Below are 12,713 nucleotides of genomic sequence, written 5' to 3'. Positions count from 1 at the left end.
GAGCTTGCTCGGGACCTGACCAGGCGCCAGGTCGAGTAGCGGCGCGAGCGAGGAACGAGCTCGCGGACCCGCGTATCGAGACCGGTGGTCCGCGCTGCCGGTCCCGGCGATCACCCGTCCCGTCGACGTAGTCCCTGCCGGAAATGTCGCGGATCGGGTGGTCCGACGACATTTTCGCCAGGGACTACGGCATTTCGGCACCCGGACCCGGCGAATTACACACCTGAGATTTCTTGACAAATCTAGGAATCATCGGCGTGTCGAGTGGAAATTACACCTTTGTAGTTACTCAGTTTCCCTTCCGTGCCCAGTGTTGCGCGTGTGAAAGTTGCGTCTCGTGTGAACTTCCCCGCGCACACTGGAGTACCCGAATGCCTCCCAGCAAGTCCAGCTTCGTCACCGCCTGCCAGCAGTTCCTGGCGCTCGGTGTCGTCATCGCCGCCCTCACCCCGGCGGCCAGCGTCGTGAGCCTCGACGTGGTCCGCGAGAGCCCGAGCGGCCAGTACGGCCAGGCGCCGCTGCAGGGCGACCTCGCGGCGTACACGCGCGCCGCCGAGCGGCCGGCCAAGGTCCCGACCGCGGTCGTCGACCCGACGGTCGACGAGCACCAGCTCACCGCGCCGCCCGGGCAGCCGCACGCCCGCCTCGAGGTCGAGCGGGCGCCGCTGGCCCGCGGCAAGGCCGGCGCCCTCGGTGGGCAGCCGACGCTGACCAGCCTCCCCGAGCCGGTCTCCGGCTACGGCACCGTCGGCGTGACCTGGGCGCACGGCACCCAGCTGCCCGAAGGCGACATCACGCTGCAGGTCCGGACCCGCACCGGCGACAGCTGGTCGGGCTGGCTGGACCTCGAGTACCACGACGACCACGGTCCGGACCCGGGCTCGGAGGAGGCGCGGCACGCGCGCCCCGGCACCGACGAGCTGCTGGTCGGCGACGTCGACCAGGTCCAGGTGAAGGTCGCGACCACCCTTAACGCGCTCCCGGCCGACCTGAAGCTGGCCGTGGTCGACCCGGGCCGGGCCGCGCGCTCGGCCATGGAGAAGCCCGCGCTCGACACGACGTCGATGGACGGTACGCCGGGCGACGCCGTACCGAGCACGAGCACCACCATCGCCACCGACGACGGCGAGGGCACCGGCGGCTCGGACCGGATCGACCTGTCCGCTGCGACGTTCACCCCGAAGCCGCAGATCTTCTCCCGGGCCCAGTGGGGCGCGGACGAGCGCATGCGCGACAAGAGCTCGCTGCACTACTTCGAGGTGCACGCCGGCTTCGTCCACCACACGGTGAACGCCAACGACTACACCCGGGATGAGGTGCCCGCGATCCTGCGCAGCATCTACGCCTACCACACCCAGTCCCGCGGCTGGTCCGACATCGGCTACAACTTCCTGGTCGACCGCTTCGGCCGCATCTGGGAGGGCCGGTACGGCGGCATCGACCGCCCGGTGGTCGGTGCGCACACCCTGAACTACAACGACTACGCGTTCGCGATGTCGGCGATCGGCAACTACGACATCAAGCAGCCCAGCCAGGCGATGGTGCAGGCGTACGGCGCGCTGTTCGCGTGGAAGCTGTCCCTCCACGGCGTGGACGCGTCCTCGACCAAGCAGTGGGTTGGCTCGCGCTACTTCGAGGCGATCAACGGCCACCGCGACGCGGCCTCGACGGCCTGTCCCGGCCGGTACCTCTACGCCAAGATCCCGCAGATCCGCCGGCTCGCCGCCGAGGCGCAGCGCGGCTGGTCCGGGCGCGAGCTGGAGTCGAACCTCGCCGGCTCGTCGCACCCCGACCTGGTGGTCCGGCGCGCCAGCGACGGCCAGGGCTTCGTGATCCCGACCGGCGGGCTCACGGCGTTCGGCACCGGCGTACCCGCGGCGTCCGGACTCACCTCGGACCAGACGGTCATCACCACGCCGGACGTCACCGGCGACGGCGTCGGCGACCTCGTGGTCGTGGACGGCGACGGCACCGCTGAGGTCCGCCCGGGCAACGGCAAGGGCGCCTTCGGTGCCGCCGTCAGCACGATCAGGCAGCTGGCCGGGCACGACCTGGTCACCGCGGCCGGCGACCTGAACGGAGACGGCCGGAACGACCTGGTCGCCCGCTGGCCGGACACCGGGCGGCTGGACGCGCTCTACGGCCGCGGTGACGGACGGTTCCGCGTGCAGCGCCTCGGCACGGTCTGGGGCGGCTACACCGCCCTCGTCGGCGCCGGTGACGTCACCGGGGACGGCAAGGCCGACCTGCTCGGTCGGGCCAAGGACGGGACCGTCTGGCTGCACCCCGGCACCGGCAAGGGCTTCGCGAAGAAGTCGAGCATCGGGAGCTGGGACCGGTGGACCGCCGTCACCGGCCTCGGTGACTTCGACGGGGACGGGGACACCGACCTGTTCGCGCGCGACGCCGACACCAAGAACGGCTTCGTGCTGCCGTCGAACGGCGACGGCACGTTCGGCCACCCGCTCGGCCCGATCCTCCGGATCGCGAGCGTCGGCTCCCTGGTCGGCGCCGCCCAGCTGCTCGGGGACGGTACGCCGGACCTGGTCGCGCGCACCGGCGCCGGGCTCACCGTGTTCCCCAACAGCGGCACCACCGAGCTCCGCGCCCCGATCGCGACCGGCATGGACCTCTCGAACGCGAACCTCGTGATGAACGCCGGCGACTGGGACCGGGACGGGTTCGCGGACGTGATCAACCGCAACACGAAGACCGGCGCGCTGTTCCTGCGCCGCGGTGACGGCAAGGGCCACTTCGCCAAGCCCGTGAAGCTGGCCGACGGCTTCTCCGGGGTGGGGCTGCTCGGCGCGGTCGGCGACATGACCGGCGACGGCTGGCCGGACCTGATGGGCCAGCCGGCCGGGGGCGCGATCCGGATCTACCCGGGCGCGGGCCTCGACGGGCTGCACCCGAGCTACGTCGCGCACGGCCGGATCGACGCGGGACGCCAGGTCCCGGTCGGTCGCTGGGACGGCGACGGCGCCCCCGACTCGCTGTTCCGCCAGGGCAACAGGCTCACGCTGTTCCCGGGCAACGGCCCCGGCGGCCTGACCGGCGGAAAGCCGCTCGGGCTTGACCTCTCGCCGTACGACTGGGTGGTCGGCATCAGCGACATCCAGCTCACCGGCCACGCGGACCTGGTCGTCCGCGAGAAGGCCACCGGCGACCTGTGGCTCCTCCAGGGCACGGCGGCCGGGTTCAAGACCCGGCGCTACCTCGGTGGGGGGATGGGGGTGTACGACCTGGCTGGTTGACCCGCGATCAAGGGAAGCGGGCCGTGGCGCGCTCGGCGGCGTACGTCGTCTCGAGTCGTCCCGGTCCGGCGTGGGTGACCAGTACCAGTGAGCCGTCTCTGACGAGCGGCTCGGTGAAGGTGGCGAGTCCTGGTGGGGAAGCCGGGTTCGCCTCCGTGAGGAGGCGGCCGCCGTCGGTGAGGAGGCTCCCGGCGGCGGCCGCTCTCCACGTCTCGTCCTGGGTCGCGCCGCCGTACGACGGGCCGGTGGCCGGGTCGTCCGCGGTCGGCGGGTCCCACGCGGTGAAGGCGTCCGGCTGCGACCACACCTCGAGGCCGACGTCGTGCACGCCCGCCGGGAGCGGGTCGGCGAAGCGCACCCCCAGCGGCAGCAGCGAGCAGGCCAGCACCGGGAGGTCGGCGGCGAGTCCGGCCCAGCGCTCCACGGCGTCGGGACCGCACACGACGGCGTCCGGGTGGTCGTCCTCCGGGCCGGTCACGACCAGCCCGACCGCCCAGGCCGCGCCGAGGAACACCGGCCCGAGCCAGTGGGCCGGGAGGTCGACGCACAGCGACTGGCCGCGCTCGAGGCCGTGCTCCTCGGCGAGCAGGGACGCGGTCTTCGCGACCCAGTTCGCATACGTCGTCACGGACAGCTCGACCCGCTCGCCGGTCGCGTCGTCGTAGAACGTCACGAACGGGCGCGAGGAGTCACCGCGCACCTGGCGCGCCAGCACGTCGGCGAAGGTGGTCACCTCGCTAGCCTCTCAGCATGTCCCCGATCGACCACTTCTGGGCCGTGATCCCCGCCGGCGGCGCCGGGACCCGGCTGTGGCCGCTGTCGCGCTCGTCGGTGCCGAAGTTCCTCCACGACCTCACCGGCAGCGGTCGCACCCTGCTGCAGGGGACGGTCGACCGGCTCTCGACCGTCGCGGAGGACCGGTTCCTGGTCGTCACCGGGCGACCGCACCGGGACGCGGTGCTGGGGCAGCTCCCCGGGGTCGCCCCGGAGCGGGTCCTCGCCGAGCCGTCGCCGCGCGACTCGATGGCGGCGATCGGGCTCGCGGCGGCCGTGCTCGAGCGCGAGGACCCCGAGGCGGTGATGGGCTCGTTCGCCGCCGACCACGTGATCCCCGACCCCGAGGTCTTCGCGGACTGCGTGCGGATCGCGGCCGACGTGGCCAGGGACGACTGGCTGGTCACGCTCGGCATCGAGCCGGCCTTCCCGTCCTCGGCCTTCGGCTACGTCCACCTCGGTGACCCGCTGGCGGGCCACCCGGGCGCGTTCGCCGTCCGCGAGTTCGTCGAGAAGCCCTCGGTCCGCACGGCGGCGGAGTACCTCGCGACCGGTGACTACCGCTGGAACGCCGGCATGTTCATCGTCCGCCCGACCGTGCTGCTGGACCTGCTCGGCCGCTGGCACCCCGCGTTCGCCGCCTCGCTCCGCGCGATCGCGGCCGACCCCTCGAGGCTCGACGACCTGTGGACCGACCTGCCGAGGATCGCCCTCGACCACGCGGTCGCCGAGCCCGCGGCGGACGCGGGTCGCGTCGTCTGCGTGCCCTCGGCCTTCCGCTGGGAGGACATCGGCGACTTCGACGCGCTGGCCGGGCTCGTCGGTGACGCCGGCCGGCCCACGGTCCTCGGCGACGACGACCTGGTCCGCGCGATCGACGCGAGCGGCCTCGTCGTACCTGCTGCCGGGCGCCTGGTGGCGGTCATCGGCCTCGACGACGTCGTGGTGGTGGACACCCCGGACGCGCTCCTGGTGACGACCCGGGCCCGGGCCCAGGACGTCAAGCAGGTCGTGCAGCGGCTGAAGGAGTCAGGACGAGCTGAGCTGACGTAGTCGTCTCCCGAGCAAGCCCGGGAGACGACTCATCACATGGCGCCGGGCTCGGGGGAGTCGAAGTACGGGTACTTCTTCATGAAGTCCTCCAGGGCGGCACCGCTCACCGCGGAGCAGTACTGGAACGCGCCGACCTGCTTCGAGGGGTCGGTCTCGCCCTGGCCGCCGGCCGACCAGTGAGTGAACGCGACGTGCTGGCCGTCGGGGAACTTCGCGCCGTCCTCGTCGGTGGACTTCCACGGGGCGGCGATGAACTTGTCGCGCATGTCGTCCGAGGAGCCGGAGAACTTGTCGGCGATCGCCTTGACCTCGTCGAGCGCCGTGGAGTCGTCGGCGATGGTGGAGTCGTACCAGAGGATCGTGTAGCCGTGCTCGAGGTTGTGCACCAGCGCCTCGAGCTCCGGGCGCTCGTCCGCGGTGTAGAACTTCTTCGCGAACGGCGCGGGAGCGACGCCGGCCTCGTTCCAGTGCGCACCGAACGCCGGCGGTGCGGTCGTGTAGTCGACCGGCGTGCCGATCGGGACGTGGTTCTGGTTGCCGTCGGCCTTCTTGGTGGTGATGTCCTGGCAGGACGAGGCCGGTGCGCCGATGTCGGAGAGCGCCGTGTTGTCGTACTTCCGCGCGTCGAGCTTGTCCTTGACGATCGGGACGATGGCGGCCGCGAGAATGCCGACGGCGATCAGGACGCAGACGCCGACGATGGCGAAGTTGCGCCGGCGGTCGGCACCCTTCTGCTTCTTCCGCATCTGCTCGACGACCGCCTTGCGGTCGATCTTGTCGGACTTGGTGGTCTTGGCCACGGCTCGATTCCCTCTACGGCTGGACGACGACGGCAGAGTCTACGGGCGGACCGGTCGCAACCGGGCATCGCTCGGCGAATCCGACTGCACGAGCTCCCAGCCGTGCGCGAACGCGAGGGCACCCAGCGGGCGCGCCAGGCCCTTCGGGACCGTCACCAGCAGCGTTCCGCCGTCGCCCGTCGAGTGCGACGGGACCAGGCCGAGGACGTCGCTGATCGCCGCGGCGAACTCGTCGGCCGGGGCGGGGGCGCCGAACGGCGCCCGGTCCGCGGCGACACCCTTGAGGGCGCGGACGACGGCCTCGCGGGCGCCGTACCCGAACAGGTCGCCGCCCTCGGCGCGGACCAGCGCCGCGGCGCCGGGGCCGTCCTGGTCGGCCGGCAGCACCAGGTCGGCCCGGCCGCGGACGACCGCGAACGGGCGTCCGGCGAGCTTGCCCTGGGCGAGGTCCGCCATGCCGGCGATCTCGTCCGCGACGGCCGGCAGCGTCACCGCCAGCTCGTTGCCGTGCGCATCCGTGCGGCCGGCGTACTCCTGGGCGACGACGAGCCCGGCGGCGCCGATCGCGATGTCGGTCTGGCCCTCCCGCCACGCCCGTCCGGCCGTGTCGGTCACGACCACGGCCACGTTGCGGCCGGTGCGGCGCCGTACGTCGGTGCGGACCCGGCGCGCGGAGGCGTCGGGGTCGACCGGCAGCAGCGCGATCGAGCCGGCGGGCACGTTCGAGTTGTCGATGCCGGCCGCGGCCATGGTCAGGCCGAGCCGGTTGCGCACGATCGTCGTGGGACCGCGGCGGGCGACCACGCGCACGGTCTCACCCGCCAGCGCCTCCTCACGGGTGCCGCGGACCACCCGGCGCTCGGCCTTGCTGACCACCTTGCTGGTGATCACCAGGACGTCGCCGTCGACCAGCGCGAGCAGGGGGACCAGCAGCTCGACCAGGTCGGTGCCGGGCCGCACCTCGCCGACGCCGTCGGGTGCGAGCACCTCGACACGGTTCATCGAGCGACCAGCTCCACGGCGGCGGCGGCCATCGCGGCGGTGGCGCCGACGTCGGTCATCATCAGCGGGACCGCGCGGCACGGCAGCCCACCCGCGACCACCCGGTCGACCTGGTCCCGGTCGGTCTCGTCGACCAGCCAGCCGTCCAGGACCCCGCCGTCCGCCCGGCTGCCGTAGTGCAGGCCCACGCCGGCGGCGCTGACCTCGACCTCGATCGCGTTCAGCATCTGCTCGGCCATCCCGCGCACGTGGGTGCCGCCGACGATGGGGGAGAGGCCGACGACGGGCGCGGACGTGGCGACCAGCGCCTCGCGGACCCGCGGCACGCCGAGGATGGTGCCGATCGAGACGACCGGGTTCGACGGCGGAAGGACGACGAGCTCGGCGTCCGTGATCGCGTCGATGACCCCCGGCGCCGGCGTGGCGTCGTCCAGCCCGACGAACACCACGGCCTCGGCCGGCACCGCGGCGCGCAGCCGCACCCAGTACTCCTGGAAGTGCACGACCCGGCGCCCGCTGGGCGAGTCCGCGTCGGCGATCGCGACGTGGGTCTCGACCCGGTCGTCGGTCATCGGCAGCAGCCGGACGCCCGGCTGCCAGCGCCGGCAGAGGGCGGCGGTCACCTCGGAGAGCGCGTAGCCGGCGTCCAGCATCTGGGTGCGCACCAGGTGGGTCGCGATGTCCCGGTCGCCCAGGCCGAACCACGACGGCTCCACGCCGTACGCCGCCAGGTCCTCCTTGACGCTCCATGTCTCGTCGCGGCGGCCCCACCCGCGCTCGGCATCGATGCCGTCGCCGAGGGTGTACATCACCGTGTCGAGATCGGGGCACACCTTGAGTCCGTGGACCCACAGGTCGTCCGCGGTGTTCGCGACCACGGTGACCGTCGCGTCGCGCTCGACCCCGGGCAGCAGACCGCGCTCGATGCCGTGCAGGAGACCCTGGAGGAACCGGGCGCCACCCATCCCACCGGAGAGCACCGTGAGGTTTCGCATGCGGATACCTTGCCGCACGGGGTCCGCGCAGCGTTTCGCCGGTCTTCGCCATAGCAGATCCGGGGTTGACTTTCGGGGTACGACAGGCATGTAATTCCCACAGTGTCGTTCGCGATTCCTTCGCGGGATCCGGACCCGTCGCCGACGGGGCCGCGGGGGGAACGGGGATGTGGGAGCAGTACCGGGTCGAAAGGGCAAAGCCGTGAGAGAACTATTTCTCCTCGACGGGGACGCCGAGGAAGCGGGTTGGCAGGAACGTGCGCTCTGCGCACAGACCGATCCCGAGGCGTTCTTCCCTGAGAAGGGAGGATCGACGCGGGAGGCCAAGAAGGTCTGCCTGACGTGCGAGGTGCGAGACGACTGCCTCGAGTACGCGCTGGGCAACGACGAGCGCTTCGGCATCTGGGGCGGTCTCTCCGAGCGAGAGCGCCGCAAGCTGAAGAAGCGCGCCGTCTGACCTCGGTCCGACTCGTCTGACGCGGTGGGGGTGCCCCGGGGGAGGGGCACCCCGCCGAGACGGCTCCCCGGATCCTGCTCCCCCGGATCCTGCTCCCCCGGATCCTGCTCAGGGCCCGGCCGTTAGGGTCTGGCCCGTGGTTTCCTCGGTCACGGCGCTGCTCGTCAGTCACGACGGCAGTCGCTGGCTGCCCGCCGTCATCGACGGCCTGACCGCCCAGACCACGCCGGTCGATGCGGTCCTCGGGATCGACACCGGCAGCAAGGACGAGAGCGCCGAGCTCGTCGAGCGCGCCTTCGGCGCCGTGCTCAGCGCGCCGAGCTCCACCTCCTTCCCGGCCGCCGTGGACCTGGGCCTCGAGCGGCTGCGTGAGCAGGGGTCCACCAGCGAGTGGATCTGGCTCCTGCACGACGACGCCAACCCCGCGCCGGATGCGCTCGCCGCGCTGCTCGAGGCCGCCGCGGCCGACCCTGCCGCCGACGTGCTGGGCCCGAAGCTGCGCGAGTGGCCCTCGCTGAAGCGACTGCTCGAGCTCGGCGTCACCATCTCCGGCACCGGCCGGCGCGAGACCGGTCTCGAGCGCGGCGAGTACGACCAGGGCCAGCACGACGAGGTCCGCGAGGTGCTCGCGGTGAACACCGCGGGCATGCTGGTGCGCCGCACGGTCCTCGAGGAGCTCGGTGGCTTCGACCGGCAGCTGCCGATGTTCGGCAACGACCTGGACTTCGGCTGGCGCGCGGCGGCCGCCGGGCACCGCACCCTCGTCGTACCGCAGGCGGTCGTGTTCCACGCCGAGGCCGCGCACCGCGGAGTCCGGCGTACCCCGCTGACCGGCCGGCACACCCACTACCAGGAGCGCCGGGCCGCGCTGTTCACCCTGCTCGCCAACGCCCGACGGCGGTCGCTGCCGTGGCTGGCGGTGCGCCTCTTCTTCGGCACCCTCCTGCGGATGGTCGGGTTCCTCGTCGTCCGCTCGGTCGGCGAGGCACTCGACGACCTCGCGGCGCTGCTCAACATCTACGCCCACCCCGGCGAGATCCGGGCCGCGCGCCGTGCGCGTCGGGAGAAGGGTGCGGTGGCGGAGGAGCACGCGCGGTCGCTGCTGGCGCCGTGGTGGGTGCCGTACCGGCACGGGCTCGACTTCCTCGGCGACCTCGTCGCGGCCGCGACCAACCAGGCGCAGGACGTGGCGGAGCGGCGTCGCATCGCCGCCGCCGAGCACGCCCCCGCCAGCACGCTCACCCGCCCGCGCTCCGACGAGGACGACCTCCTCGAGGACACCGGCTGGGTGGTCCGGTTCGTGACGAACCCGATCGCTCTCGCGATCACGCTGTTCGTCGTGGTCGCGCTGGTCGGTGCCCGCGGCGTGCTCGACTCGGTGGCCGGCGGCGGCCTGTCGCCGGCACCGTCGGTCGTCTCGGACTGGTGGCGCCTGTACGGCGAGACCTGGCACCCGCTGGGCACGGGCACCGCGGTCCCTGCCCCGGCGTACCTCCTCCCGCTCGCGCTGCTGGCGACGCTGCTCGGCGGCAGTCCCGGCGCCGCGGTCTCGGTCGTCCTCCTGCTCGCGGTGCCACTGGGCGTGTGGGGTGCCTGGCGGTTCCTGCGCGTCGTCGGCCGGCTGGTGACCTCGGCCGGTGCGCCGCGCTGGGTGCTGCTCTGGGGCGCGACGACCTGGGCGCTGGTGCCGGTCGCGTGCGGGGCCTGGGGGGACGGCCGGCTGGGCGTGGTGGTCGTTGCGGCGCTGCTGCCGTGGCTCGCCCACGCGGCGCTCGGCTTCGCCGACCCCGACGCGGACCGGCGGTGGCGGGCCGCGTGGCGGACCGGGCTGCTGCTCGCCCTCGCGACGGCCTTCGCGCCGGTGCTGTGGCTGTTCGCGGTCGTCCTCGGGCTGGTCGTGGTCGTGGCGGCCTTCCTCATCGTCCGCGGCGCGGGCCGGGACCGGTCCGTGTGGGGTCCGCCCGCCGCGGCCGTCGGCCTGGTGCCGCTGCTGCTGGCGCCGTGGTGGGTCCCCGCCCTCCAGCGCCGGGCGGGTGCCGCGCTGCTGCTCGACATCGGGCGGCTGCCGGCGCCCAGCATCGACGGGCTCGACCTGGCCACCGGCCGGCTCGGCGATCTGGGCGCACCGTGGTGGCTCGGCGCCGTCCTCGCCCTCTTCGCCCTCCTCGCACTGCTGCCGCGCGCGACCCGGATCCCGGTGCTGGTCTGCTGGGTGGTCGTCCTGGTCGCGGCGCTCGTGGCTGTGCTGCTGGGCGCGTTCTCGCTCGACCTCGCCGCGACGACCGCCGAGACCGGGCTCGGCGCCCTCGTCGTGGTGCTGCAGGGGGCGTTCCTGGTCGCGGCCGTCCTCGGCGCCGTCGGGGCGACGCGCGAGCTGCTCTCCTGGCGGCGGGTGGTCGCCGCGGTCGTGGCCGTCGGCGCGGCCGCCGTACCCCTCGGCACGCTGGGATGGTGGGTCGTCGGGTCGGACAACGCCATCGACGAGGGCATCGACAGCGACATCCCGGTCTACATGGTGCAGAGCTCGGAGGAGGGCCCCGAGCACGGCATCCTCGTCGTCCGCGGCAGCGTCGACGACGGCCTCAGCTACACCGTGCGCCGCGGTGACGGCGTGACGCTCGGCGAGGACGAGGTCCTCAACCTGACCGCCGAGGACACCGCGTTCACCGGCACCGTGCGTGAGCTGGTCTCGCGGCCCACCCCCGCGGTCGTCGACGAGCTCGGCAGGAACGGCATCGAGTACGTCGTGCTCCCGTCGCCCGCCGACGGCGATGTGGCCGCGGTCCTCGACGCCGCCGCAGGTCTCGTGCAGGCGAGCGCGGCCGACCGGTCGACCCGGGCCTGGCAGGTGGACCGGCGGCTCGACGCGTCCGGCCTCGACGGGCCGACGTCGTGGCTGCGGGTCGCGCTGCTCATCGTCCAGGGCGTCGCGATCCTCGTGGTGCTGGTCCTCTGCCTGCCCACCGCGAACCGGAGGCGGTCGTCATGAGCCACTCCGCACCCGCAGGTCGCCGGGCCACCTCCAGGCTGAACCTGACGACGCTGCTGGCGGTCGTACTGCCGGTCGTCTGCGCCCTCGCGCTGCTGCTCGTCCGCCCGTCCGAGCCCGCTGACACCGCGGCGGCGCCGGCGCTGACCGCGCTCACCCGCTCGACCGTGGTGTGCCCGTCGGGCTCCTCGGCGGTGTCGATCTCCAGTGCCGCCGAGGGCGTCGACGGGCCGGTCCAGGTCGGCCTCGGCTCGGACAAGAAGGAGGCCCAGGTCGCCTCCGGCAGGACGACGTCGCTCGACGCCGGCGACGGGCCGGTCGCGGTGTACGGCGAGGACGACACCGCACCCGGCCTGGTCGCGGCACGGTTCGGCACCGACCAGCCCGCGGTCGCGAGCTGTGTCCCGCCGGCGGCGCACTCCTGGTTCACCGGGGTCGGCGCGGGAGCCGCCCACACCTCGATCCTCGAGCTCACGAACCCCGACTCCGGCACCGCGGTCGCCGACGTCACGGTCTACGGCCGGCACGGCGTTGTCGACGCGCCGCGGCTGCGCGGCATCTCCGTGACCGGCGGCAGCAGTGTCCGGCTCGACCTCTCCTCGATCGTCCCGCGGCGCGACGAGCTCGCGCTCGAGGTGGTCGCCGCCCGCGGCCGGGTCGGCGCCACGATCCTGGACCGGTACGACCCGCTCGGCCGCGGGCGGACCACGCAGGACTGGCTGACCGCGCAGGCCGATCCCGCGACCGCGAACCTGCTCCTCGGCATCGCTCCGGGATCCGACGCGCGGCGTGCCCTCGTGGTCGCCAACGGCGGCTCCGACGAGGTCCGCGCCACGATCCAGGTCGTGACGGAGGAGTCGGTCTTCACGCCCAAGGGCGTGCCCGACCTGCGCATCCCCCCGGAGAGCGCGGGCAAGCTCAACCTGTCCGCCGCGCTCGCGGACATCGTGAAGAAGGGCGACGTCACCGGGCTGCTGGTCACCGCCAACGAGCCGGTCACCGCCTCGCTGCGCTCATACGCCGAGGGCGACCTCTCGCACGCCGTACCGGGCCCGGTCGTCGACGGCCCGTCGACCGTCCTGCTGCCGGCGGGGACCAAGGGGGAGGAGCGCACCCTGCTGCTCGCGGGTGCCGCCGGCGCCGGGACCGTCGACGTCGTCGCCCGCACCGCCTCCGGTGAGGAGCTGCACGACGTGAAGGTGGACGTCAGCCCCGACCACGGCATCACGGTCGCGCTCCCGGCCGGGGCCGAGCTGGTGACCGTCACGCCGACGGGGACCACGATCAGCGGCGCCGTGCTGATCACCGACGACGGCGCTGCGGCCGTACCGCTCACCGTGCCCGCCATGAACGGGCTGGTGCCGGCCGTGCGCCCCGGCCTTCCGTAGG

Annotated in this window: 9 protein-coding genes; 5 read left to right on the top strand and 4 right to left on the bottom strand. The window is 73.4% G+C overall.

The features are described from left to right. The first annotated feature begins 371 nt into the window (after positions 1-371). Positions 372-3,254, top strand: a complete 2,883-nt coding sequence (locus N538_RS27360; RefSeq protein WP_051549119.1) for an FG-GAP-like repeat-containing protein — start codon at positions 372-374, stop codon at positions 3,252-3,254. Positions 3,255-3,261: 7 nt separating this feature from the next. Here the strand turns inward: N538_RS27360 and N538_RS24735 are convergent, their stop codons facing one another. Beyond that, positions 3,262-3,987 (bottom strand): TIGR03089 family protein, encoded by a 726-nt coding sequence (locus N538_RS24735; RefSeq protein ID WP_036570011.1) that lies wholly within the window; start codon positions 3,985-3,987, stop codon positions 3,262-3,264. Between the two features lie 17 nt (positions 3,988-4,004). Between N538_RS24735 and N538_RS0109980 the strand changes: the two genes are divergently transcribed. Further along, positions 4,005-5,081: a mannose-1-phosphate guanylyltransferase gene (locus tag N538_RS0109980; protein ID WP_028637192.1), complete on the top strand. Its 1,077-nt coding sequence runs from the start codon at positions 4,005-4,007 to the stop codon at positions 5,079-5,081. A 32-nt stretch (positions 5,082-5,113) separates the two neighbouring features. Here the strand turns inward: N538_RS0109980 and N538_RS0109975 are convergent, their stop codons facing one another. From N538_RS0109975 to cofD, 3 genes are read right to left on the bottom strand one after another with little or no spacing between them, the layout of a single operon-like run. After that, entirely contained in the window at positions 5,114-5,881 is a 768-nt protein-coding gene (locus N538_RS0109975; RefSeq protein ID WP_028637191.1) for a DUF3105 domain-containing protein, read from the bottom strand. Between the two features lie 39 nt (positions 5,882-5,920). Then, complete coding sequence (locus N538_RS0109970; RefSeq protein WP_028637190.1) at positions 5,921-6,883, bottom strand: coenzyme F420-0:L-glutamate ligase; 963 nt, start codon at positions 6,881-6,883, stop codon at positions 5,921-5,923. Next, complete coding sequence (gene cofD, locus N538_RS0109965; protein WP_028637189.1) at positions 6,880-7,878, bottom strand: 2-phospho-L-lactate transferase; 999 nt, start codon at positions 7,876-7,878, stop codon at positions 6,880-6,882. Before cofD ends, N538_RS0109970 begins: the two co-directional genes overlap by 4 nt. Positions 7,879-8,080: 202 nt before the next feature. Between cofD and N538_RS0109960 the strand changes: the two genes are divergently transcribed. The 3 genes from N538_RS0109960 (at position 8,081) to N538_RS0109950 (ending at position 12,712) form a co-directional block, all read left to right on the top strand. Continuing rightward, positions 8,081-8,335 (top strand): WhiB family transcriptional regulator, encoded by a 255-nt coding sequence (locus N538_RS0109960; RefSeq protein WP_028637188.1) that lies wholly within the window; start codon positions 8,081-8,083, stop codon positions 8,333-8,335. Between the two features lie 136 nt (positions 8,336-8,471). Next, entirely contained in the window at positions 8,472-11,324 is a 2,853-nt protein-coding gene (locus N538_RS24730; protein WP_051549116.1) for a glycosyltransferase family 2 protein, read from the top strand. Continuing rightward, entirely contained in the window at positions 11,321-12,712 is a 1,392-nt protein-coding gene (locus tag N538_RS0109950; protein WP_028637187.1) for a DUF5719 family protein, read from the top strand. The genes N538_RS24730 and N538_RS0109950 overlap by 4 nt, the downstream gene beginning before the upstream one ends. Position 12,713: the final 1 nt, after the last annotated feature.

The sequence above is a fragment of the Nocardioides sp. URHA0032 genome (assembly GCF_000620645.1).
Lineage (GTDB): Bacteria > Actinomycetota > Actinomycetes > Propionibacteriales > Nocardioidaceae > Nocardioides.
Note: the sequence above shows the minus strand (reverse complement) of the source record. Positions and strands in the feature narration are given on the sequence as shown.